At 50.7% G+C, this 22,667-nt stretch carries 20 protein-coding genes; 6 read left to right on the forward strand and 14 right to left on the reverse strand.

The annotated features are described in order from the left end of the window. Nucleotides 1-14 precede the first annotated feature (14 nt). The 3 genes from NDI45_RS11660 (at nt 15) to NDI45_RS11670 (ending at nt 4,093) form a co-directional block, all read left to right on the forward strand. The gene (locus NDI45_RS11660; protein ID WP_190790996.1) at nt 15-1,673 is read left to right on the forward strand and encodes an ABC transporter substrate-binding protein; all 1,659 of its coding nucleotides are present in this window, start codon (nt 15-17) and stop codon (nt 1,671-1,673) included. 242 nt (nt 1,674-1,915) lie between these two features. After that, nucleotides 1,916-2,920, forward strand: coding sequence for an ABC transporter permease (locus tag NDI45_RS11665; RefSeq protein WP_348247434.1), 1,005 nt, complete (start codon nt 1,916-1,918; stop codon nt 2,918-2,920). A gap of 291 nt (nt 2,921-3,211) precedes the next feature. Further along, entirely contained in the window at nt 3,212-4,093 is an 882-nt protein-coding gene (locus NDI45_RS11670; RefSeq protein ID WP_190793021.1) for an ABC transporter permease, read from the forward strand. A gap of 98 nt (nt 4,094-4,191) precedes the next feature. On the opposite strand, the gene NDI45_RS11675 is transcribed toward NDI45_RS11670, so the two are convergent. Further along, a complete protein-coding gene (locus NDI45_RS11675; RefSeq protein WP_190793020.1) occupies nt 4,192-4,728 on the reverse strand; it encodes a P-loop NTPase family protein in 537 nt (178 codons plus the stop codon). Between the two features lie 352 nt (nt 4,729-5,080). On the opposite strand from NDI45_RS11675, the gene rph reads away from it, so the two are divergent. Next, nucleotides 5,081-5,797 carry a ribonuclease PH gene (rph, locus tag NDI45_RS11680; RefSeq protein ID WP_190793019.1) on the forward strand — a complete coding sequence of 239 codons (717 nt, stop codon included), beginning with the start codon at nt 5,081-5,083 and terminating at the stop codon, nt 5,795-5,797. A gap of 244 nt (nt 5,798-6,041) precedes the next feature. Here the strand turns inward: rph and NDI45_RS11685 are convergent, their stop codons facing one another. From NDI45_RS11685 to NDI45_RS11700, 4 genes are all read right to left on the reverse strand, one after another. Further along, nucleotides 6,042-7,031, reverse strand: a complete 990-nt coding sequence (locus NDI45_RS11685; RefSeq protein WP_348247435.1) for a phosphotransferase — start codon at nt 7,029-7,031, stop codon at nt 6,042-6,044. 125 nt (nt 7,032-7,156) lie between these two features. Beyond that, nucleotides 7,157-8,002 carry an alpha/beta hydrolase gene (locus NDI45_RS11690; RefSeq protein WP_348247436.1) on the reverse strand — a complete coding sequence of 282 codons (846 nt, stop codon included), beginning with the start codon at nt 8,000-8,002 and terminating at the stop codon, nt 7,157-7,159. Nucleotides 8,003-8,172: 170 nt separating this feature from the next. Then, nucleotides 8,173-9,210, reverse strand: coding sequence for a S41 family peptidase (locus tag NDI45_RS11695; protein WP_348247437.1), 1,038 nt, complete (start codon nt 9,208-9,210; stop codon nt 8,173-8,175). Between the two features lie 166 nt (nt 9,211-9,376). After that, nucleotides 9,377-10,534 (reverse strand): S41 family peptidase, encoded by a 1,158-nt coding sequence (locus tag NDI45_RS11700; RefSeq protein WP_348247438.1) that lies wholly within the window; start codon nt 10,532-10,534, stop codon nt 9,377-9,379. Between the two features lie 150 nt (nt 10,535-10,684). Between NDI45_RS11700 and NDI45_RS11705 the strand changes: the two genes are divergently transcribed. Next, on the forward strand, nt 10,685-11,560 hold the full coding sequence (locus NDI45_RS11705; protein WP_348247439.1) for an AraC family transcriptional regulator: 876 nt from the start codon (nt 10,685-10,687) through the stop codon (nt 11,558-11,560). A 189-nt stretch (nt 11,561-11,749) separates the two neighbouring features. Here NDI45_RS11705 and NDI45_RS11710 read toward each other — a convergent pair whose 3' ends face one another. The 4 genes from NDI45_RS11710 to NDI45_RS11725 form a co-directional block, all read right to left on the reverse strand. Beyond that, nucleotides 11,750-12,247 carry a GNAT family N-acetyltransferase gene (locus NDI45_RS11710; RefSeq protein ID WP_348247493.1) on the reverse strand — a complete coding sequence of 166 codons (498 nt, stop codon included), beginning with the start codon at nt 12,245-12,247 and terminating at the stop codon, nt 11,750-11,752. Between the two features lie 412 nt (nt 12,248-12,659). After that, on the reverse strand, nt 12,660-13,412 hold the full coding sequence (locus tag NDI45_RS11715) for an anti-sigma factor (RefSeq protein WP_348247440.1): 753 nt from the start codon (nt 13,410-13,412) through the stop codon (nt 12,660-12,662). A 6-nt stretch (nt 13,413-13,418) separates the two neighbouring features. Continuing rightward, nucleotides 13,419-14,003, reverse strand: a complete 585-nt coding sequence (locus NDI45_RS11720) for a sigma-70 family RNA polymerase sigma factor (protein WP_190792871.1) — start codon at nt 14,001-14,003, stop codon at nt 13,419-13,421. A gap of 341 nt (nt 14,004-14,344) precedes the next feature. Then, nucleotides 14,345-14,875, reverse strand: a complete 531-nt coding sequence (locus NDI45_RS11725; RefSeq protein ID WP_190792870.1) for a pentapeptide repeat-containing protein — start codon at nt 14,873-14,875, stop codon at nt 14,345-14,347. A 146-nt stretch (nt 14,876-15,021) separates the two neighbouring features. Between NDI45_RS11725 and NDI45_RS11730 the strand changes: the two genes are divergently transcribed. Next, on the forward strand, nt 15,022-15,192 hold the full coding sequence (locus tag NDI45_RS11730) for a hypothetical protein (RefSeq protein ID WP_348247441.1): 171 nt from the start codon (nt 15,022-15,024) through the stop codon (nt 15,190-15,192). 198 nt (nt 15,193-15,390) lie between these two features. Here the strand turns inward: NDI45_RS11730 and NDI45_RS11735 are convergent, their stop codons facing one another. From NDI45_RS11735 to gyrA, 5 genes are all read right to left on the reverse strand, one after another. Next, nucleotides 15,391-16,116, reverse strand: coding sequence for an ABC transporter ATP-binding protein (locus NDI45_RS11735; RefSeq protein WP_348247442.1), 726 nt, complete (start codon nt 16,114-16,116; stop codon nt 15,391-15,393). A gap of 9 nt (nt 16,117-16,125) precedes the next feature. Next, nucleotides 16,126-17,343, reverse strand: a complete 1,218-nt coding sequence (locus NDI45_RS11740; protein ID WP_190792867.1) for an ABC transporter permease — start codon at nt 17,341-17,343, stop codon at nt 16,126-16,128. An 80-nt stretch (nt 17,344-17,423) separates the two neighbouring features. Continuing rightward, nucleotides 17,424-18,761, reverse strand: a complete 1,338-nt coding sequence (locus NDI45_RS11745; protein WP_348247443.1) for an efflux RND transporter periplasmic adaptor subunit — start codon at nt 18,759-18,761, stop codon at nt 17,424-17,426. Between the two features lie 188 nt (nt 18,762-18,949). Continuing rightward, on the reverse strand, nt 18,950-19,480 hold the full coding sequence (locus tag NDI45_RS11750; protein ID WP_190792866.1) for a MarR family transcriptional regulator: 531 nt from the start codon (nt 19,478-19,480) through the stop codon (nt 18,950-18,952). Nucleotides 19,481-19,882: 402 nt separating this feature from the next. Continuing rightward, a complete protein-coding gene (gyrA, locus tag NDI45_RS11755) occupies nt 19,883-22,426 on the reverse strand; it encodes a DNA gyrase subunit A (RefSeq protein WP_348247444.1) in 2,544 nt (847 codons plus the stop codon). Between the last annotated feature and the right edge of the window lie 241 nt (nt 22,427-22,667).

Here is a 22,667-nt window from a genome sequence, read left to right on the forward strand (position 1 = left end):
ATAAGGACAAACGCATGATCCAACGATTTAAACGATGGCAGGCAGCATTGATTGTCCTCACGGCTGCCCTGACCGTTACCCTCTCGAACTGCGCGACTCAGCAGCCCACTGCAACTTCTGGCGCAGGCAGCCCAGCAGCCCAAACGTCAGAGGCCAGCACACTGGTCTTCGGCTCAGGCGGTGATCCGGCAAATTTGGAACCGGGCAACATTGAGGACGGCAACTCGATCTATGTGCAGCACCAGATCTACGATCGCCTGCTCGACTACAAACCCGGCACCACCGAGCTGGAACCTGCCCTGGCAACCGAATATGCTTCGCCCGACAACGGCAAAACCTGGACGTTTAAGCTGCGCGAGGGCGTGACTTTCCACGACGGCACTCCGTTGAATGCTGAAGCCGTTCGCTTTAACTTCAATCGCTGGTGGGATCCTCAAGATCCCCAGGGCTTCCGCAACGCAGGCAAAACCTATGCAGTGTGGGAAGGACTATTTGGCGGCTACAAAGGCAGCGATGCCTCGATTCTCAGAGACATCAAGGTTGTGGATGATTCTACAATCCAGTTTGTTCTCAATCAGCCATTTGCCGCCTTTCCGGCAGCGATCGCCTCTGGCTACTTTGGCATTGCCAGCCCGGATGCGATCAAGAAAGCAGGTGCAGACTACGGCATTGCAGGCGCACAGGCAGTCGGCACGGGTCCGTATGTGTTCAAAGAATGGCGCACGGGCGATCGCATTCTGTTGACCCGAAATCCCAACTACTGGAAGTCTGGTTTCCCGAAAGAAGATACTCTTGTCTTTCGCTTTATCAAAGAGCCTTCGGCACGTTTAGCCGAACTGCGCGCAGGCAACATTGACTTCACTGTGGATATCGCGCCGGATCAGCTCAACGAACTAAAATCTGACACCAACCTGACCGAAGTTCGTCGTCCCCCGTTCAACGTCGGCTATCTGGCACTCAACCCCAGCTATGAGCCGTTGGCGAAAAAAGAAGTGCGGCAGGCGATCGCGATGGCAATCAGCAAACAGCCGATCGTCGATGCTTTCTGGTCGGGACTGGCAACCACCGACGCGCATTTCACACCCCCGTCGCTGAAGAACTTCCAGGATGCCAGCCTCAAGGACTTTGAGTATAACCCCGATAAAGCTAAGCAAATGCTCGCCGCCGCAGGCTATCCGAACGGCTTTGATCTGGAACTGTGGTACATGCCTGTGTCTCGCCCTTATTTCCCCACGCCGAAACCGATCGCCGAAGCAATCGCGTCTGACCTGAGTACGCTGGGTATCCGGGTCAAGCTGAATACAAAAGACTGGGCGGCTTATCTAGACGATCGCCTCAAGCCACCGGGCTATCAAGCCTATATGCTGGGCTGGACGGGTGACTACGGCGATCCCGATAACTTCCTCTACTACCACTTCGGCAAAGGCGGCACCAAGGACATCGGCAACTGGCAAAACCCCCAGGTCTTCCGACTCCTCGATCAGGCACGCCAAACCGCAGACCAGACACAGCGGGCTAAACTCTACGGCGAAGCGGAAAAACTCATTGCCGACGAAGCCGTCCGCGTCCCGATCGTTCACTCAGAACCTTTGAACGCTCAGCGAGCGAATGTCAACGGTTGGTCACCGAGTCCACTGGGTTCAGAGTCGTTTGAAACTGTAGAGAAGAGCTAAAGAGGTGAATGGGTGGATGGGTGAATGAGTAGATGGGAGGTGAGGGAGTGAGACATCAGGGAGTTGTGCCGCCCGTATTCCTGGCAATCGTGTTCCTGGCAATATTGGACAGAACAAAAAGCAACTCAGCCCCACTTAACCTCTACCCCAACCTGCGATCGCATCTAACACTCCATCCAGCCACCCACTCCCCGACCCCTCCACTCACCTAACCTCCCGACCCCTCCACCCTGCTCCCCCAAATGCTCCGCTACATTGCCAAACGCCTCCTCGATCTGTTTCCTGTTCTTTTGGGCATCACGCTCCTCGTCTTCCTCTTCCTTCAGCTCATTCCTGGCGATCCGGCGATCGTTCTTCTGGGTCAACGGGCATCGCCGGATCAGATTGAGGCACTGCGGGAGCGGCTAGGACTGAATCAGCCTTTGCCGGTGCAGTATCTTGCCTTTCTGGGTCGCCTGATTCGGTTTGACCTAGGCAGAAGCATTATTAGCGGCATTCCGATTACTCAGGAAATTGCCACCCGCTTTCCGGCGACGTTTGAGCTGTCGCTCGCGGCGATGATTGTGGCGATCGTCCTCGGCGTTCCGGCGGGAATTATTGCAGCCGTGCGGAAAAATGGCTGGATCGATAACATCGCCATGAGTACATCGCTGTTGGGCGTGTCGATGCCTGTGTACTGGCTGGGGCTGCTGCTGGTGTATCTGTTTGCGGTAAATTTGCAGCTTTTGCCGCCAAGCGGTCGTTTGGGCGTTGCCGTCGATCTTCAGCCAATTACCGGATTTTATTTAATTGACTCGCTGCTGCGGCTCAACTTTCGTGCCTTTAGCGATGTCGTCGCGCATTTAATTCTGCCTGCAATCACGCTAGGCACAATCCCCTTAGCGATTATTGCCCGGATTACCCGCAGTGCCATGCTGGAAGTGCTGTCGCAGGACTACATTCGCACTGCCAGAGCAAAAGGACTTATGGAACGCTGGGTGATCAATAAACACGCGCTAAAAAATGCTCTGCTACCTGTGGTCACGATCGTCGGCTTACAGTTTGGCACTTTGCTCAGCGGCGCAATTCTCACCGAAACGATCTTTTCATGGCCCGGTTTAGGTTCCTGGATTTATAACGGCATTCTCACCCGTGATTATCCGGTTGTTCAGGGAGGCGTTGTGTTTGTGGCGATCGTCTTTGTACTCATTAATCTTTTAGTTGATATCTCCTACGCTTTTCTCGATCCGCGCATTCAGTATAAATAATTGATGATTCTTAAATTATTCATCCTAGAATGTGGCAGTACAGCGTAACGCATCAGTTTCAAGGTTCAATATTTCACATTCAGAGTTTAATATCTCACATTCAGAATCGTTCAAAAAGATTTATCTAATTTGCTCTAATCAATTCATTTGATTACTTCTTAGCTTCATTATTTTAATTAGCTTCATTGTTTCAATTAGCTTCACTGTTTCAAATTAATAGGTTAGAGCTTTTGCCTAACACAGTCTACAGTTTCTCAAAATTATCTCCGATCGATTCACAGGTTTATTCTCATGGAAACTCTGCCTGCTCGTCCGATCGTTCATCAATCTTCGTTTCAAAAAGCCAGCAAGCGGTTCTTCAGATCGATTTCGGCGCGGGTTGGCTTAATTCTCACGGTGGCGATCGTTCTGCTGGCAATTTTAGCTCCAGTGCTGCGTCCGTTTGATCCGGCAACGGCAAGGGATTTTGCGGCCCGGCTAAGTCCACCCAGCGGCACTCACCTCTTCGGCACCGATGGGCTGGGGCGAGATATGCTGAGCCTAGTCTGGTATGGCATTCGAATTTCGCTGCTGATCAGTATTGTGTCCGTCGGGCTGGGACTGATCATCGGCACGTTTCTGGGGCTAATTGGGGGTTATTTTCGCGGCTGGCTGGAGCGGGTAATTAGCTGGATGAGCGATATTCTGCTGGCGTTTCCTTCGATTCTGCTGGCGATCGCGGTGGCAACCGTCGTCGGACCCAGTTTGCAGAGCGTGATGATTGCGGTGGGCGTGGTGCAGATTCCAATCTTCATTCGCCTGACCCGCAGCATGGTGCTGTCTCTGCGCGAACAGGGATTTGTGCAAACCGTGCGGGCATTTGGCGCGAAGCCAGGACGAATTATTTTTAACCATATTTTGCCTTCCAGTCTTGCTCCCCTGGTCGTTCAGGCAACTTTGGCGATCGGTACTGCCACTCTCGAAGCCGCAGGTTTAGGCTTTTTGGGACTGGGCGCAAAACCTCCCACACCGGAGCTGGGCACATTGCTCTCTGACTCGTTCACTAACGGCTACGCCCTTTCTGCCCCCTGGACTATCATTCTGCCAGGACTGATGATCACGCTGATTGTGCTGGCGTTTAACCTGCTAGGTGATGGTCTACGAGATAGTATCGACCCGCGATCGAATCGGTAGGGTCTCTTTCGATCGCACTTCAAGTTCTTATCTCAAAGTCCCCCAGAATTGGGGAATTTAGGGGGCGACGTAGGGAAGATCATTCGGCTCAAACCGCTTCAAGGACGATGAGTTCGCCGCAACTCCGTAATTTGATCTGCCCGATCGAGTAGCGCAGCAGGCATCTCTGGACCCGTTAAAATCACATCAACCTGAGTAGGACGGTTCTCTAGAAACTCGACGACCTCTGCCTCAGAAATTAAACCAAAGTGGATTGCCAAGCTCAGTTCATCCAGCACCACCAGCGAATACTTGCCCTCAGCGACGATCAAGCGCGTATGTTCCCACAGCTCACGCAGGGCAACGACTTCAGATTCTTCCAGGTCAGGGGTGTCAATACAGCGCGGCAAGTTACACCGCACCCAGTCAAGATTCTGCCCAAGCTGTACCGGATGCTGATAGCCCTGTCGAATCCCGCCTTTCAGAAATTGCACAATCAGCACCGAGGTTCCCTGTCCAGCAATTCGCAGGGCTTGTGCCATAACACTCGTAAAAAAGCTACGGTGCGGAGAGGTAAACACCTGCACCAATCCTTCAACCGTATGGGGCAGGCAATGATTACTGTCACGGGCGGGGACTTCGAGTTGGGAAACCATGAGTCGTTCTGGAATAAACGTTAAACAGTCATGCGGCAAGGGCTAACGCACGATCGATCCTTCTCACCCTGATTTCAAAGCACATCAAGCTTAGTACAAATTTAGTACAAAACGATGAAATTGACCAGAGACAATCGATCGCGGAACAAATATAGCGTATCTCAAATTAGAATTCCAACAACCCACGCTACATATAATTCATTCATCACGCTTATAAAAACTTAGCCGGGCAACTTTCCCAACCCAAAACCACCCTCAAAACTACTCCCCATCCCCTCACCCCCTTACCGACCCACCTATCCTTCCCCCTCAATCACGAGTATCCTGATTAAGAATTGTGAGGCACTTCTCTATGACTTTGCATCGTCCCGATGGTCGGCAAGCCGATCAGCTCCGTCCCGTTCGTTTTGATCGCAGCTTTACCCGCTATGCGGCTGGCTCTGTGCTGGCACACTGCGGCCATACCCAGGTACTTTGTACTGTGAGCATCCAGCGAGGCGTTCCTCGCTTTCTAGAGGGCAGCGGACAGGGCTGGCTCACCGCCGAATACCGAATGCTGCCGAGCGCGACCCAGCAGCGGCAGGCAAGAGAGTTTATGAAGCTGTCGGGACGCACCCAGGAGATTCAGCGACTCATTGGGCGAAGCCTGCGGGCAGCCCTGGATATGCAGGCACTGGGAGAACGGACGCTAACCATAGATGCTGACGTGCTGCAAGCCGATGCCGGAACCCGCACAACGGCAATTACAGGCGGCTATGTTGCTCTCTGTGATGCGATCGGCTCTCTACTCGAATCGGGAGAATTAGAACGATCGCCTATTCGCCATCAAATCGCGGCGGTGTCAGTTGGCTTGCTGGAAGGTCAGCCTTATCTGGATTTGAACTACGAAGAAGATGTCGCTGCAGAGATTGACTGTAATGTGGTGATGAATGATCAGATGAACCTCATTGAGATTCAGGGAACCGCAGAAGCAGGAAGCTTTAGCCGCAGCCAGCTCAATCAAATTCTGGATGTTGCCGAGAAGGGAATTAAGGAGTTAATGAACTATCAGCAGCAGGCGTTACAGTGAAGCAAAGCAACACGCTCAATCATTGATTTTTACGCTCATCTCACTCAAACTTGATGGCTCAACCCTAGCACAGGAGCCAAAGTGAGAACAAAATGAGCTGAATCTCAAACATAAAGTAAAATTTCCCGATCGATTGGAAGGCAGGCTAGCGTTCCGGTTGAGTGGCTGCTAGTAGCTTTTGCATCCAAACCAAGAACTTTCGGCAGTCCGCTCCGACCGGATTGTTATGCCAGTATTGTCTAGTTTACCTAAGGAGCAGAAACGTCTCACCCTGCATATATGGGTGCAAGTGGTTCTCGACAACATAAGGCACAGCACGAGAGAGCCATTCATGTTCCTGTGGGTTGGCACTGAGAAAAGCAAAGTTTTCCACTGTTGAACCGACAAAAAATGCTTCAACAGCGCTTTGATAATTTGCTGGTAATGTCCTAACACTGGAGTAACCCTCGAAGAAATGCCAACGCAATGATGCCTCAGCATCTCTAAGCGATTGACCAATATCGTAAAGGTAAAAACCAAAGCCACAGCGCGAAAAGTCAATTGGGCGAACTTCTTTACCACAAAACACGTAATTGCCTTGGTGCAAGTCAGCGTGAATTACGCCCCAAGTGTCGCGCGTTCGATGAAGACTATGCATAAACTCTTGAACTTGCATAGCAGCCTTTCGGAACACTTGGTAATCGTCCAGTGAAATTGTGCCGTTTTGCACCAACATGCCAAGTTGAGACGTTGCGGCTTTTAGCTGCTCTACATCATGGGTGGGGCGAGAAAAGCCAACTGGCAACAACCAACTGCTTGAATGCTGGTGCAATTGCGCCATTAGTACACCCAACTGTTGAATTTGCTGTGCTGTCGGTTCACCATTGAGATGTTCACCTTCTACCCACTGCAATAATGAACAGAATATTGAAGCCCCTAATTTTGCCCCAGCAATGCTCGCTACCCATTCACCCAAACGATTCTGCATGGGTTGAGGCACTGTCAACTCGGTGTCTTGAGCGATCGCATTCAACCATAGCAATTCAGACTGAATCGCGGATGGTGCTCTCCAAACCTCTTGCCAACCCTCGCCAGCAGCCTCAATACCAGCATGAAGGCGAAGCAAAAACTTGTCTTCTGTTGGTGTCTCAACTCGAAATGTTGTGTTTTGGCTTTGTCCCAAAAACGTAAGTTGAACGTTCGGCAAATCGTAATGGGTCAGAGCAGCTTGGGCAATTGCTTCATCAATAACCATGTCTGAGACTATTCACAACCTCTTACTGCTTGAAACGGGACGGAGTAGCATAACGTTCCGGCTGAGCGGCTGCCAGCAACTTTTGCATTCTCATCTAGATCTTTCTTCAGGCCGCTCCAACAGGGTTATGGGGCGCTACTGCAGTGCACGTTTTCAACAACTTGACGAATTGCATCAACGACTAATTCTGGTTTATCGAGTTGGATTGCGTGTCCACTTTCGTGAGCAACAATATGAACGCCTTGGAGTGACTCAGTGGCTAGATCTGCATGTAACTCTTGCAGCTTCTCAAGCACCTCTTGTGTAATGTCAAATTCTGGCTTTCCAGCCGACAAAACAATGAGAGGAATATCAGGAAATGGCTTTATTCGACGTGCTTGTTCAACCTGACTCATGCTGATAGATACCGCAGCCGATTCTTGAGCAAAGGTTTTGCCAAACTGAGTTTGAGAATAGAGTGCCTTGGCAAGAGGTCGCATTGAAGGTGGAAATTTTTGAAATAAACCAGCCGCCATAGGCAGAGCATCAAAAGCGACGAGCAAACGAAGCAGCCCAATACTTCCTATAATTGGCACCACGGGAGTTAACAGTCCTTCCAGTCGTTTGTTTAATTCAACCCATTCGACTGGTGTATCCTCATACATCCTCTCATGAGCAACATCTACTAAAACCATCCCAGCGACTTCCTCTGGATAGTGATAGGCAAATAAGCGACTAAATAAACCACTTAAAGACATTCCCACTAAGATATAGGGTGGCTCAATTTCAACCTCTCTTAAAAGCTGTCGCAGTTCACCAACGACTTGTTCAGCAGTACGTGGTTCTGAACTTAAATTACTCCAGCCATAGCCCGCCCGATCGTAGGTCAAGATTCTTGTAAATTTGGCAACTTTGGGCTGCACCAACTGCCAATCCAGGTGAGTACCTCCGGTTCCACTATCGACAATGACTGTTGGATAACCTTCACCCATAACTTGATATGCCAGTTCCTGCCGTTAATTTGAACGATCTTTCCAGGTGGCAGAAACTTTTGGCGATCGCGCTTTGTGGCAAGTCCTTGATAAATTGCTCCAAATCCAATTGCTGCAATCAATACTCCAAAGAGTAGAACAAACCATTGCATCCTGCTTATTCCTTAAACTTACATACGGTTGCGAAGGATTTCCACTGCTCCTTCAAAACAGCGATCGCCACTATTTTCACATTCAATAATTTCAATATCGGGCTGTACCCCCTTGCCTTCGATCGCATTGCCCTCAGGTGAGACGGTGTAAGCGATCGGAGCAAGAATAACAAATCCTTGCCATCTCAACTTAAAAACCCCTCCCCCTAAGACTGAGCCACTGGTCCGAGCCCCTAAGATTTGAGCAGATCCATGATCTTGAGCGGCAGCCGCAAATACTTCACAGGCAGATCCGCATCGGTGATCAACCAGTACAAAGTAAGGTCTTGGATCACGTTTGGCTTCAAATCGCGTTCGATATTCAATAAAGTTCTTCTCCTGAGTTAACTTGATTTCAGCAAGACCAATGTTTTTCACAGAGTCATCAAAATATCCTCGAAAAATATAGGGTTCCTGCATACCAATTCCATCTCGCGTTCTCTCTACTGCAAACACTTTGTCAGGACCGATGATGTCTTCAATCAAATAACTAATGGCAGATTGAACACCGCCACCATTTCCACGTAGATCGATGAGAATTGCTTTCGCTTGAGAAAGTTCAGCTTTTGCTTGCTCAACTGCACGTCTGGTAATTTGAGGCGTAACAAAACTTTTGACCTGCAAAATTCCAACTTGATTGCTTATCTGTGCTGAAACAACCTCCGTTTCAGGTGTTGATGGAGATTCTTCAGTAAATAGACGAAACAGTTGTTCGCCCTCTACCGGATCGAATACTCTCGCATGAGAGATAGCAAGCTTCTCCAAATATTGGTTGGTGAGTTGTGTTAACTCTGCCCTTGACCAGCTTGATTTCGTATCAACTTCAGCAATTAATTCCTTGAGGGTTTGTTCTCGAAGATTCTCTTTAAAGGTCGGATCAAAAATATTGGCATCCAGTTTTTGATAAACGTCATTGACAAACAGTTTGGCTTCTGAGGAAGAAACCGGATCTGTATCGCTTAGCGTTGATGAAGTAAACCAGTCTAATGAAACGTCTTCCTCTGTATCCTGAGACATGGAAGATTGCACTGAAGGTTGTGATGACTGCCAAGGGGTAAATCTACTACCCGTGCAGCTTACTAGGTTGAGCAGCATTGCTGTCGTTACAGCAAAAAACGCCATCCTTATCGATTTAACTCGTCTTGATCGCATCTTCAAGTATTCCTCAATCGGAGGATGATTGTCAGATTGCCGCATTTGCAATTTCGATCGCCTTTTCCAGACATTGGTTCCCACCGTTTGCACATTCAGGAATTTCAATATCGGGTTGAACTCCTACTCCCTCAATCAGGTGCCCTTTGGGTGAGATAACCTGAGAGATTGGAACAATTAGGGCAAAGCCCTGCCATCTCAATCTGAAGGCATCACCTCCTAACAGGGCACCCATTGTCCGGACTCCTAAAATTTTGGCAGAGCCATAGTCTTTGATAACTCCTGCAAACAAATCACACGCTGATCCGCACTGGTGATCAACTAGAATAAAGTGAGGTCTTGGATCGACCTGGGCTTCTAACCGTGTCCGCCACTCGATATAGGGATGGGTTTCTGAAAGCTCAATTTCTGCCTTGGCTTCTGCGTTGATCGCATCATCAAAATACCCTCGAAAAATGTACGGCTCCTGCACCTTTAAACCCTCGCGAGTTCTGTCTCTTGACACTACTTTGTCAGGTCCAATGATATCCTCAACTAAATAACTAACGCTGGACCCAAAACCTCCCCCATTTGCACGAACATCAATGAGAATGACTTGGGCTTGAGCCAGTTGAGCCTTAGCTCGATCAAGTTCTGCCTTGGTAATGAGAGGAACAATGAAGCTTTCGACTCGAAGAATTCCAACCTCCCCCCTCATCTCGGCGGAAACTGATGGAGTCGGTGTGGTATCAGGTAATGGTTTTTGCTCAAAGATGCGAAATAGTGTTGCACCTGCTGTCGGATCTAAAATCCTCAAGTGAGATACTGAAAGCTTGTTCAGTTCATTGCTGATGCGTTCAGTCAATTCTGCCCTTGACCAACCTGGTTGAGTATCGAGCGTCGCTAAGAGGTCTTGCTGTTGCTGGTTACGCTCTGCTTTCTTGAAGGCAGGATCAAAGATTTGATCGTCGATCGTTTGATAAACGTTATGAACAAATGCTTTTGCTTCAGCAGCAGAAACGGTATCGGTCGGCTTTAGTTGCGAATCTGTAAACCAATTGAGGGAAACATCTGTCTCCTCAGTTGATGTCGCATCGTTAACTTTTAGCGGCTGATTGTTGCTTTGGGAAGGGTTAGAGAGTTGGCAGCTTGTCAAATTGAGGAGTGTAATCAGCAGCACAAGTCTCTTGATAAACTCAGTTTTTTGCATAACTCTACCTGCGATCGCCTAGTGTCTTTGGTGAACTCAACCAAAGGTGTCTATTATCGATATGTTGCTAAACAGTTGTCTGTCAGATTCTTTTGAAATTTATCGAAATTCCTTGATGTTCTATGCCAATGTGTCAGTGAGATCAAAGACATGTCTCCCCAATCAGATTGCCATTCAGCGGAGCTAACTCGCCCAGAGCGGGTGATATCTAGCCAAAGCCTCCACTCAGGCGAATTTATCATTGAACATCAGATTCAGCCTGCTGGCGAATGTGATGTATCAGGCGGATTAACCCATCACGTTCTGCTGCTTGAATTGAGCAACGTTTCACGACAAATATTCTGTATGGATGGGCGATCGCATGATGACTCACTACACCGAGGCGATCTTCTGTTAATTCCCGCAGGGGTTCCTTTTTCTGCTGCCTGTGCAACACCAGACGAAGTACTAGCGTTCACCATTGAGCCAGCTTTTTTAGAACGATTGTCGCTAGAAGCCGATTATCCTCATGCGATCGAGCTAATCAGCACCTTTAAACATCGCGATCCACACATTGAAGGAATTACACAATCCATTCAACAGGAAATCCAGATCGCAGATTGGGGAAACCGATTATATCTAGATTCATTAGCGAACCTTTTAGCGATTCATCTGCTCCGAAACTACACATCACAACCCCTGAGGCGATCAAAGCCTGAACCGGGGCTGGGGAAGTTGGCGTTAAACCAGGTATTAGACTACATTGATGCTCATCTTGAACAAGAGATCCAGCTAGCTGATTTGGCGCAAGTAACAAATCTCAACCCCTGTTACTTTTCCAGTCTTTTTAAACACTCCATGGGAATTTCTCCCTGGCAATATGTCATGCAGCAACGAGTTGAACATGCAAAGGAATTGTTAAACCAGCACCATTTTTCAATTTCAGAGATTGCTATTCAGTGTGGTTTCAATAATCAGAGTCATTTTACCCATCAATTTCGCAAGCTAACAGGGGTTACACCCAAGGCATATCGACAAAAACGTTGAATTTCGTAAATATTCCCACGCCGATCTCGAAACAGCACTGAGCTTGCCTCTATTAATCTTGAATTATTAGGGATGCATAAGATAAGCAGAACGCAGCCGCATAATGTTGCTGTTCAGCGGCAACTGATCAACCTACTGCAACACTAATTGACCCTGCTAGTCCGCTGCAACAGCGTTGTTGTGCTGCGATTACTCATTGAGTCGCTTTTCGTACAAAATCTCATACGGTTGATATCCAGCTCTCTGGTAGAACTTGGCTGCGAGTTCATTGCTGCATAACAAACCCACTCTAACAACTTCCAAATCTAAATTCAGAAAATGCCGTTCAGCTGCTTGCATCAGAGCAGCAGCAACTCCACGCTTTCGCATCGTCGAAACAACATACAAATCAGAAATGTAACCGTATTCTCGCTCTGATTCAACAACATGTAGATCGCTTTCATCAAGTTTCTCAACGAAACAAGCAACAAAGCCAAGGATGCCTTCTTGGGACTCTGCAACGTAAATTTGACCATTCTGCTGCTTAACAAGTTCTTCAAGATACGTGAGATGGGCATCGCTAATTTCTGAACCCAGTGCTCTGCTCAGATGTAACTCACGCTCAGCATCCTGAAGCAACTCCATTAACGTGACGAGAACTGGTCGGTCTTCAAGCTTAGCAGCACGAATCGTAAAATTAGCTTGCATCAAAAACCAACAACCTTACGTTGTGAGAACTGGAATTAACCTAACATTAGAGACCCACAAGTAGCTTTTAAGGATTGTCTCCACCGATCATTCAGCGGCACAACTATTAATAAACTGAAATAATCTGCATAAGATCCCCTAATGGGTGGATAGGCAGAATGATTCTGCATAACACCCCAAATTTACTACTTATGCAGATTATTTCCGCATCATGCTACTGCCGTGGATTAGGGAGTTATGCTGAGCTGTTTGAGTATGATGCTGGTGAGGATCGATTATACCGACCAGAGCGAGTTGAAGCGGGAAGCCGTGAATCCGAATCACTCACAAAATTGTTTCCTGGGAAGCATTCCGCTTGGTGAAATAAACGCTGTCAGGAAAAGGATTAAAAACAGTTACAAGTCAAAAATGGTTACAAGTCACTGATCAAAATGGGCGATCCGCTATGCTGCTGGGGCGCGATCGCCTGCTCAGCCGTTACTGCAACTTTCGCAACGAGATTGCGCTGTCGATAAACTTCAGGCATGGTAATGGTTTGCGAAAAACTGCCACGATCGTCAACCTGAAATGCTTTGGTTAAAATTGCGCCTTTTGCATCCGTTGTGAAGGGCGCGTTCGGCTGGAGAACAGTCCAGAGAACATAGGTTTGACCCGGTGGCAGCGGCGGTAGGTTTTGAACCGCGATCGTGCCTTCGAGCGTCGTAGGATTCACCTTTACTGTTGCAGTTGCGGGATTGTTGGCTGCTGTCGCTTGCAGCGAGTAAGCCAGGGCAGCTTGCGTTGCTTGCGTTTCATTTTGTGCAGTTTGAAGTGCGTGCCACAGGCGATAGTTGGCAATCCCTAGTGCGGCAATGAGGGCGGCAGCGGCGACTGCGATTGCTTTTCCCCAAGTTCGCCAAGAGGAATAGCCAGCGGATGGAGTGGCAAGCGAATCTGCAGAAGGACCCGCATAAGCTTTTGCCAAGATTGCCGATCGCAGCCGAGCGGGGGGGAGCACTTCGGGCGGCGCATAAGCAAGTTCCAGGGTTTTTTGCATCTGGGCAATTCTTGCGGCGATCGTCGCATCGACGATTAGGAGCTGCTCCAATTCTTTAGCTTCTTCTGAATCGAGTGTGCCGAGAACGTAGCCTGCAATCAATCGCTGTAAGGATTCTGGAGACGACATAGGCAACTAGCGAGTGAGGTGAGCAAGGGTTTGGCGTAATTGAATCAATCCTCTTCTGGCTCTCGCTTTCGCTGTTCCAAGCGGAATGTTTAGGCGATCGGCAATTTGTGACTGGCTCAAACCATCGTAGTAAGCCATCTTCAGAATCTGCTGCTGCTCTTCCGAGAGTTGGGCGATCGCAGCCTGCACTTCCTGGGATTGCTCCTGTTGAAATACGGATTCGAGCAGTGGATCGGATGCACGTTCAGCCTGGCTTCCTTTCCAGCGAGCCAGAAATGCAAGGGTTCTGCTGCGCGATCGTACCCGATCGATCGCCCGCGATCGCGTTAGAACTGCAAGAAATGTCCTGAGCGAGCCACGCTGTGGATCATAAGAACAGCCTCGGGCCAACATCAGAAAAATGTCTTGAGTCAGGTCTTCTGCTTCTTGAGGATTGCCAAGCACTTTGAGCGCAAGCCCATACACTAACCCGGCATGGCGATCGTAGATTGTGCTCAATGCGTCTATTTCACCCGCGCTTAATGCGATGAGTAATTCTGCATCTGTTGGGGCAGCCAGAGCTTCTCTACTAGTCGGTTGTTCAGGACGCATACGTTACAGAAAACCTGTGAGAACGAGTCCAAAAGAGCATTGGATAGGCTGTGAACAGCCTAGTTTGGACATCCTAGTTTAGGACATCATATTAGATTCTCAGTTCGATTCTTAGCGGCTGGCTGGAAAGAGAGCTTGAGTGGCTGGTGAGATTCGGCAGATCCTCCCTAGCCTTCCTTCAAAGAAAGTCAATTCACACGAATCAGAAAGCTGCCCAGACCTCCTTCTAGAGCCTGAGCAGGTCATATTGAACTCAAGCCGTCACTCGCAATCCTTACGTTTTGGGCGTAAGTGAAAGCAGGAGAGCAGGAGATATCAGGATTAGCGCGATCGCTACGGGATCAGCCTTCTCCCTCTAAAAGCGTTCCCTCGGTATTGGCTCCCTCCAGATTCGCCCCGTTTAAATTTGCCTGGTTTAGATCGGCTTCGTGCAAATTTGCCTGTGATAGGTCCGCAACCTCCAGGTTCGCCCCGCTCAAGTCTGCCTGTTCGAGGTTCGCCGCAGATAAATTTGCCTGGCTCAGATTGGCTTCGCTTAAGTGAGCTTCGGTAATGTTTGCCACTGCCATTTCAGAGTGGCTCAAATTGGCATGATCAAGCACGGCTCCCTGTAAAATTGCCCCGTCGAGAATGGCATCTTGCAAGTCGGCTCCCTGCAAATTCGTGTGGCTCAGATTCGCACCATTCAAATCGGCATGTTGCAACCGCACATGGCTTAGATTTGCATGACTCAGGTTTGCACCGTTCAGATCGGCATGATCCAGAATGGCACCGCTCAGATTGACGCCGACCAAGCTAGTTTCACTCAGGTCAATTCCGGTGAAGTCTCTTCTGCCGTTGGCATATTCTTCCAGGATTTCTACGAGTCCCATTGACTGACCTCCAAAAACGAGTTGTTCTGGTTCAAGCGCAATCGATTAACTCACATTCAACTGATGGTTAACTCTAACTGGTTAACGCCAACTGGTTAACTTGATGGTTAACTCACAGCTGCAAAGTCTCAGATGCAGAATATCAGATGCAAAATATCAGAGCCAGAAGCAGGAATGTTGCCATTCACCCCGGTGGGCAGCACCCGTCCTGTAGTCGTATCGTTACCGCGATCGTTATCGGCAAAGTTGACCCTGCTGCAATCAAAGCAATCGCTCCCATGCCTCTATCAGCCCATCACCCAAAGCCGGACAAGTAGCCAAGCGGCGATCGCAAACCCCATTCCAAAACGGGAATCCGCCCAAAAGAGGAATCCGCAAAGGGAGTTCGGAACACAGTTCGATCGTATTTATCGTATTTACAGTAGCGGTCTGCCTAAATAAGCAGCATCTAACCTTAGAAATGGATTAGATGCACAACCTGCCCTTCCTGAGTAGGATAAACCGCTCAGCAGTTTTTAGTTTGCCGATGGTGCCATGACCAACTGCGCCATATCGGCTGGCGTGAGGCGATCGTACATCACCTGCCCATCGCGGAACCAGACAATGCGATTCGTTTGGCGGGCAACTTCGGGTTCGTGCGTCACCATCACCACCGTAATGCCGCTGGCGTTCAGTTCGCCAAAGATATGCAAAACTTCCTGCGTTGTGTGGGAATCGAGTGCTCCAGTGGGTTCGTCTGCCAGCAAAAGCACAGGACGATTGACGATCGCTCTAGCAATGGCAACGCGCTGCTGCTGTCCGCCGGAAAGCTGAGTCGGTTTGTTGTTGAGGCGGTTTGCCAGTCCTACGCGAGTCAGTGCTTCTGCCGCCCGTTCTCTGCGCTCATTTGTCGGAACGCCTGCATACACCATCGGCAACATCACGTTTTCCATTGCGCTAAGCTGTGGCAGCAAATGAAACTGCTGAAACACAAAACCCAGCTTGCGGTTGCGAATGTGCGCCAGTTCCGAATCGTCAATCTGCGCCACCTCCAACCCATCCAGGTAATAGCTGCCGCTCGTGGGGCGATCGAGACAGCCGATCACGTTCATCGCGGTAGATTTCCCTGAACCCGACGGACCCATAATCGCGCAGTATTCGCCAGACTCCACCACCAGATTCACATCTTGCAGCGCATGGACGATCGTATCGCCTGCGCCATAAGTCTTTTCGATATGTTCGAGTCGGATAATCGCTTGCATCTGTTCTCCCTATGCACTCCGCAGTGCCACGATCGGATCGAGTTTTGCTGCCTGACGCGCCGGAAACACGCCGAAGAATAAGCCAATGCCGCCCGACACACCCACTGCCAGCACGATCGCGATCGGCGAAACACCTGCCTTTAAGGGAGTCACGGCTGAGATGAGCGTCACACCCCCCACTCCGATCGCCGTTCCAACCACACCCCCGATCGCTGCCAAAATAATTGCCTCGATCATAAACTGGGTCAGAATATCCTGCTGCGATGCCCCGATCGCCTTTCGCAGACCAATTTCCTGGGTGCGCTCCCGCACGGAAACCAGCATGATATTCATAATGCCAATGCCGCCGACAAACAGTGAAATTCCGGCAATGGCAGCCAGCATCAGGGTGAGTGCGCCCGTCACATTGCCGACAATCTCCAGCGCGTCCTTCTGGTTGCGAATCGTGAAATCGTCTTCGGTAGTGACTTTGTGCCGGAGCCGCAACAGGTTCGCGATCTGAAACTGTGCCGCATTAATCGTCTTTTCGTCCTTTGCGCCGACCGAGATAAAGGTGACTTCTGTGCCGTAGGGCGATCGAGCACCCGTAATCCGGCTCGACATGGTGGTGAGGGGAATAAACACTGTATCGTCCTGGTTATTGCCCAGAAACGCCCCTTTTGCCTCCATCACGCCGATCACTTCAAAGCTAATGTTTTTGACGCGAATCTGCTGCCCCACCGGATTGGTATTACCAAACAGCTTGCGGGCAGTATCCGCTCCCAAGGCTGCCACCCGGTTACTGCGCTCTACGTCCTGCTCGGTGAAAAAGCGTCCGCGATCGACTTCATAATCTCGCACTTCTGTGAAAGCAGGCGTCGTTCCCAGAATCAAAATACTGCTGCGCTTGCTTCCGGCGGTCACAGGCTGCTGGCTCTGAAGCTGCGGCGCAACAGAAGTCACAGTCGGAACCTGCGTTGCGATCGCTTCTGCGTCTTCCAGGGTGAGCGTTCGGGGAACATCGATCGTGCTACGGTTTGCTTCTTCGCTGCCCGGAATAATAAAGAGCACGTTTGGACCCAGCGACTCAAACTGTCCTGCCGCATATCGCTGCGCCCCCTGACCCACGCCGACCATCGTGATCACCGACGCATTGCCGATAATAATGCCCAGCATCGTGAGCGTACTGCGGAGTTTGTTGGCAGTTAGCGTCTTCACTGCCATATTGACGCTTTCTAGAATATCCATCTCAAAGGATTGATGAAGGTAAGTTAGTCGGAAGGGTCAGGGGTCAAGGTCAGGAGCCAAGGTCAGCAGCACGACTGACGCTATTGACGTTTCGGCTTATTCCACTCAGAGTCCGGCGGAATGTCGGTAAACACCCGCTCTCCAGGCTGAACGCCTTCTAAGATCTGCGTCTGGTCGCCCACTGTGGTTCCCAGCACGACTGGGCGGAACTGGGGCTGTTCCCGATCGTTCGGAACCAGAACTCCCGATTCGCCGTTGTTTGTCACGATCGCCACCGTGGGAACCACGACCGCATTCTTCACCGAATCGCCCAAGAAAGTAGTGTCTACGTTCATGCCCGATCGCAGTTTGTCTAAACCGTTGGTCAGCTCGATCCGCACCTGGAAAGAAGTTACATTTTGCCGTACCACTGCTTCTGGCGCAATCAGGCGCACCCGTCCCTGAAACACCTGATCCGGGTAAGCATCTGCCTGGATCTCGACTGCCTGACCGATGCGCAACTGCCGCACATCCACTTCGGGCACTTCTGCCAGCACTTCCAAGCCTTCTGCCAAAGCGACGATCGCCGTTGAAGTAGCTGAGGTTGCTTCGGAAGCGGACGTGGTGGGGGTGACAAATGCCCCTTCAGTCGCAAACTTCTGGGTAATAATGCCGCTAAACGGAGCGCGAATCAGCGTATCCTGATACTGCACTTCGACGCCTTCCAGATTGCCCCGTGTTTCCTGGAGTTCTGCCTGGGCGGCGGCAATGTCTTCGCTGCGGTTGCCGCTTTGCACCAGATCCAAACTGCGGCGGGCTTCCTGCACACTCGCCTGGTTTTGCTCCAGAGTTGCCTGAATATTAGCGGCATTGCTGATCACTTCATCCAGCGCATCCTGGGAAATTGCACCTTCGTCTGCCAACTGCTGGTTGCGAACTACCCGGTCTTGCGCCAGTTGCAGCCGTGCCTGAGTTGCATTCACCACCGCTTCTGCCTGCCGGACTCTTGCCTCTGCCTGAGCAATTTCCTGCGGACGGTTGCCTGCTCGCTGGCCTGCCAGCCGCGCTTCTGCCTGAGCCACTCTTGCCTGCGCCTGAGTGAGCTGCGCCTGAACGGTGCGAGACTCCATCCGCGCCACCACCTGACCCTGCTGCACACGCTCGCCCTGTTCCACCAGCAGTTCTGCTAAAACGCCAGAAGTTTTCGGACTCAGATTCACCGTCTGGATGGGCTGTACTGTGCCGCTTGCCGTAATTCGCACCCGCAAAGATTGAGACTCGACCGGAACCGTCATGGTCGCAACGTCAGGCGTTCCTGTATTGCGCTGCATGACTGCATAGGTAATTCCGCCTGTACCGAGCAATCCGGCGGCAAGTAACCCGATCGCCCAGGGAGCAGGTTGACGGACTTTACCAATCAAAGGAAGTTGCATAGTCATGGTAGGCGGATTGTATTTTGAGCAGAAACAATACAGATACAGGACAGAAATACAGAAATAAAGACGAAAAAGGTGAAGTCAAAAAGCCAGGGCAGATAAAGCTGCTCTAGCTAGAAAGATTCAGCACAGACTTGCCCTACAAGGTAGCGATACAAGAACCTGAAAGGAATCATCCAAATGACCGGAAACTAATCATCCGATTGATTGGAATGCTGCTCTTTATCCCACCGTTGGTCGAGCAAAGGCAGTTCTCGTTCCCAGAAAGCGTGAATGTCACGCATTTCTTTAAGACGCTCTTTCAGCGGAGAAGGAGCATTGCCCATCAGATCCATTCCGCGCTGAGCCAATTCCTTAAAAGCAGTAATTTGAACAATTCGCTGCTTAGTGAGCTGCGTCCACGCATGGGGCTTGATCTGAAAATAATCGCGTCGATCGCCCGGCAGACTAATTCGTTCAATAAAACCAATCTGGATCAGCAGCCGCGTCATCGTACTGATCGAGCCTTTACTCGCTTTGAGGACATCAGCCAGCTCACTATGAGACTGCTGGGGCGGCTCACAGATCAATAGCCAGCCAAAGATGCGCCCTGCCATGCGAGGAAAGCCAACCAGCTCGAACATCAAGCCAACTTCTTCAATAAAACGAATTTTTTCAAACGGCGGGTCGCTGCTCAAGGGTTCAGAGAGATCATTAACGTTACTTAATTCTAAGGATACCATCTTTAATCCGTTCAGCAAAAACTGAACTTATTGAACGTCGAAGGCTTAAAAAAGCTCCCCACTTCCACTGAACTATAATCTAGCTCAGTCCTCTGCTGTCTCACCTCGCTCTAACGGGCTAGTTATTGTAGGTGAACTTGCTTTAGGCAGCAAGGAAACGTTTGAGAAGTGTTAACAGAGGAACCCGAACCGCCCCCCTAGCCCCCCAATTCTGGGGGAAACCTGGCTCGCTTTAAGGAATTCAAAGTTCCTCAAAGTTGAGAGATTTAGGGGGCAATGTAGGACACTGGATACTTTTCAACCATCCTTATTAGGCTAAGCAGAACTACACACCTACCTGTTTAGTGCCCTGTTTAGTACCCTGCTGGGTGCAAGTTACTGTTTGGTATCAAGTTATTCAGCTCAGGCGGATTTCCCAGCCGCGTCTTCCTCCGGCTCGATCGCCTCATTCTCAAACAGGCGCACCACTTTTTCAGACTTACTGAGTTTCAGCACTGGATCACCTGCATCGCTGCGTTTCAAGAGGGGCACTTTGTCGATCGGCAGTTTCGCAAGGCGATCGTCACTGGTCAGCACTGTGACTTCTCCATTCGGCAACGCTAGCCCAACGGCAGCCAAAGTGTCAGATCGCGATGAGAACTGGATTGCCTGAACGCCCAACCCACCGCGAGACATGAGCTTGAGCGTGGAAACCGGGATACGCTTTGCATCGCCCTGTGCAGTCATTAGCAGCAGATCATCTTCCTGCAGGGCAGTGATGCAGTCTACGAGCTGCTCGTTTTTGTGGAGGCGCATGGCTTGCTGTCCCTGAGCCGATCGCCCCATCAGAGGAATTTGCTCGTCGTTGACTTCGAGCCGCAGCAGTCGTCCGGTTGAAGTTGCCAGAATGAGCTGCTCTCCGGCTTGCGTCAGGCGAACAAAGCGCAGTTCGTCATTTTCCTTGAGCTTGAGGGCAGTAATGCCGCGTGCGGTGAGGTTGGTGAACTCTGACAGAGGCATGCGCTTGATGCGTCCCTCGCAGGTCAGCAGCACCAGATCCAGCCCTTCCAAATCTTCGGGCGCTGAAGGCAGGATGAGCTGAGAGACGATCGCCTCTGGATCGGTTTGCGCCGTCGCAGGCAGCAGCGTCACTAAAGGCGTTCCCTTTGACTGGCGGGCGGTTGCTTGAATCGCGGCAATACTGGCACTGTATGCCTTACCGTCTTTGGTCAGCATCAGCAGCGAGTGTCTGGTATTGGCGGTTTCCGTTTGCACCGGGAAGTCTTCGAGTTCGGTCAGGGTTTGGGTCACGGGAGTTTCCTGCTTTTCCTGCCGTTTCTGGTATGCCTTGGGCGTGAATCGCCGCACATAGCCTTTCTGGGTAAATTCCAGTACGACTTCCTGTTCGGCTGCCTCTTCGTCGCCGCCAAACTGCGCCAGTTCTGCCTGTGCCGATGCTTGCTCGGCTGCAGAGACTAAGCGAGTGCGGCGATCGTCCGCAAACTTACGCTTCAGGGTTCGCAGGTCTTTTTTGAGGGATTTCAATAACTCCTTGCGGTTATTCAGCAGGCGATCAAGTTCTTCCATTCGATTGTTGAGCTGCTGATATTCGTCTTGGATCTTTTGCCGCTCCATGCCAGTCAATCGACTGAGGGGCATTGCGAGAATTGCGCTCGCCTGTCGATCGCTAAAGCCAAACCGTTCCTGCATTTGCAGCTTTGCCGTGGAACCATCAGGCGATCGGCGCAGGATTTCGATCACGCCATCCATATTTTCAAGCGCACTCAGCATTCCTTCCAGCAAATGGGCGCGGGCTTCGGCTTTTTCCAGTTCGTAGCGATACTGGCGGGTGAGCGTTTCTTCCCGGAAGCTGAGGAACTGCTGAAGCAATTCGCGCAGGGACATTTGACGCGGCTGACCGTCGGCGATCGCCAGCATAATCACGCCAAAGTTCATTTGCAGAGGCGTGAGCCGATACAGTTTTTCGAGGATCTGGGCAGGTTGCGCTTCCCGCCGCATTTCGATCACCACGCGCATTCCTTCTCGATCGCTTTCGTCGCGAAGATCGGCAATGCCGTCGATCTTGCCCTGGTTTACCAGTTCTGCAACTTTCTCGATCCAGCCTGCTTTGTTGACCTGAAAGGGCAGTTCAGTGACGATAATCGCCAAACGCCGATGTCTACCGCGTCCCAGGTTGATTTCTTCCAGCTTAGCCACACCACGAATCGGAATGCTGCCGCGTCCGGTGCGGTAGGCCTCAAAAATGCCGGACGTATCGAGAATCTCGCCGCCTGTGGGAAAGTCGGGTGCAGGAATCAGCCGGAATAGCTCGTTGTCGGGCAGTTCGGGGCGATCGATCAGGGCAATCAGTCCATCGACCAGTTCCCCCAGGTTGTGGGGCGGAACATTGGTTGCCATGCCCACCGCAATGCCGGAGCAGCCGTTGAGCAGCAGGAAAGGAAGCTGGGCGGGGAGGACGATCGGCTCTTGCTGCGAGTTGTCGAAGTTGCCGATAAAGTCTACGGTTGCTTCGCCGATTTCCGAGAGTAAGCCTTCGTTGCCCACAGCTGCCAGACGGGTTTCGGTGTAGCGCATTGCCGCAGGCGGGTCGTCGTCCACCGAGCCAAAGTTGCCGTGTCCTTCCAACAGCGGATAGCGGCTCGAAAAGGTCTGCACCATTCGCACCAGGGCATCGTAAACCGCCTGATCACCGTGGGGATGATATTTACCCAGCACATCTCCGACCACACGAGCACATTTGCGGTAAGGGCGATCGGGGGTTAAACCCAGTTCGTGCATGGCGTAGAGAATGCGTCGATGCACAGGTTTTAAGCCGTCTCGCACATCGGGCAACGCTCGACCCACGATTACACTCATGGCGTATTCCAGGTACGATCGCTGCACTTCGGTGTGCAAGGCGGTGGCAATCACCTGTCCTGAATTTAAGATGTTGAGTTGTTCAGCCATGAGTCAGATTCCTTTGCAATTCGCGAGTCATAAAATCACGACGGTTGAGGCGTGCATTGCCAATGGTCGTGAGCAAGTTGTAAGCGTGTTTTGGGGAAGCAGGGGCACTGTCCCCTTCTGAAGCGGGCTTCTCACACCTCTGCTTCATTTAATTATTCATTGAAACGACCAGATGATTCGACGATCGGACATGACGATCCTCTACGCTTGAACTAAGGTTAGATAAAGAGCTAACAGAGAG

It is taken from the genome of Leptolyngbya sp. GB1-A1, assembly GCF_039962475.1.
Taxonomy (GTDB): domain Bacteria; phylum Cyanobacteriota; class Cyanobacteriia; order Elainellales; family Elainellaceae; genus Leptolyngbya_A.

What these genes read in the sequence shown, in the direction of transcription:
- NDI45_RS11670 (WP_190793021.1), top strand. Translation starts at nt 3,212, where the DNA reads ATGGAAACTCTGCCTGCTCGTCCGATCGTTCATCAATCTTCGTTTCAA.
- NDI45_RS11665 (WP_348247434.1), top strand. Translation starts at nt 1,916, where the DNA reads ATGCTCCGCTACATTGCCAAACGCCTCCTCGATCTGTTTCCTGTTCTT.
- NDI45_RS11725 (WP_190792870.1), bottom strand. Translation starts at nt 14,875, where the DNA reads ATGGGACTCGTAGAAATCCTGGAAGAATATGCCAACGGCAGAAGAGAC.
- NDI45_RS11730 (WP_348247441.1), top strand. Translation starts at nt 15,022, where the DNA reads ATGCAAAATATCAGAGCCAGAAGCAGGAATGTTGCCATTCACCCCGGT.
- NDI45_RS11710 (WP_348247493.1), bottom strand. Translation starts at nt 12,247, where the DNA reads ATGCAAGCTAATTTTACGATTCGTGCTGCTAAGCTTGAAGACCGACCA.
- NDI45_RS11735 (WP_348247442.1), bottom strand. Translation starts at nt 16,116, where the DNA reads ATGCAAGCGATTATCCGACTCGAACATATCGAAAAGACTTATGGCGCA.
- NDI45_RS11720 (WP_190792871.1), bottom strand. Translation starts at nt 14,003, where the DNA reads ATGCGTCCTGAACAACCGACTAGTAGAGAAGCTCTGGCTGCCCCAACA.
- gyrA (WP_348247444.1), bottom strand. Translation starts at nt 22,426, where the DNA reads ATGGCTGAACAACTCAACATCTTAAATTCAGGACAGGTGATTGCCACC.
- rph (WP_190793019.1), top strand. Translation starts at nt 5,081, where the DNA reads ATGACTTTGCATCGTCCCGATGGTCGGCAAGCCGATCAGCTCCGTCCC.
- NDI45_RS11715 (WP_348247440.1), bottom strand. Translation starts at nt 13,412, where the DNA reads ATGTCGTCTCCAGAATCCTTACAGCGATTGATTGCAGGCTACGTTCTC.
- NDI45_RS11685 (WP_348247435.1), bottom strand. Translation starts at nt 7,031, where the DNA reads ATGGTTATTGATGAAGCAATTGCCCAAGCTGCTCTGACCCATTACGAT.
- NDI45_RS11750 (WP_190792866.1), bottom strand. Translation starts at nt 19,480, where the DNA reads ATGGTATCCTTAGAATTAAGTAACGTTAATGATCTCTCTGAACCCTTG.
- NDI45_RS11690 (WP_348247436.1), bottom strand. Translation starts at nt 8,002, where the DNA reads ATGGGTGAAGGTTATCCAACAGTCATTGTCGATAGTGGAACCGGAGGT.
- NDI45_RS11695 (WP_348247437.1), bottom strand. Translation starts at nt 9,210, where the DNA reads ATGTCTCAGGATACAGAGGAAGACGTTTCATTAGACTGGTTTACTTCA.
- NDI45_RS11660 (WP_190790996.1), top strand. Translation starts at nt 15, where the DNA reads ATGATCCAACGATTTAAACGATGGCAGGCAGCATTGATTGTCCTCACG.
- NDI45_RS11675 (WP_190793020.1), bottom strand. Translation starts at nt 4,728, where the DNA reads ATGGTTTCCCAACTCGAAGTCCCCGCCCGTGACAGTAATCATTGCCTG.
- NDI45_RS11740 (WP_190792867.1), bottom strand. Translation starts at nt 17,343, where the DNA reads ATGGATATTCTAGAAAGCGTCAATATGGCAGTGAAGACGCTAACTGCC.
- NDI45_RS11745 (WP_348247443.1), bottom strand. Translation starts at nt 18,761, where the DNA reads ATGACTATGCAACTTCCTTTGATTGGTAAAGTCCGTCAACCTGCTCCC.
- NDI45_RS11705 (WP_348247439.1), top strand. Translation starts at nt 10,685, where the DNA reads ATGTCTCCCCAATCAGATTGCCATTCAGCGGAGCTAACTCGCCCAGAG.
- NDI45_RS11700 (WP_348247438.1), bottom strand. Translation starts at nt 10,534, where the DNA reads ATGCAAAAAACTGAGTTTATCAAGAGACTTGTGCTGCTGATTACACTC.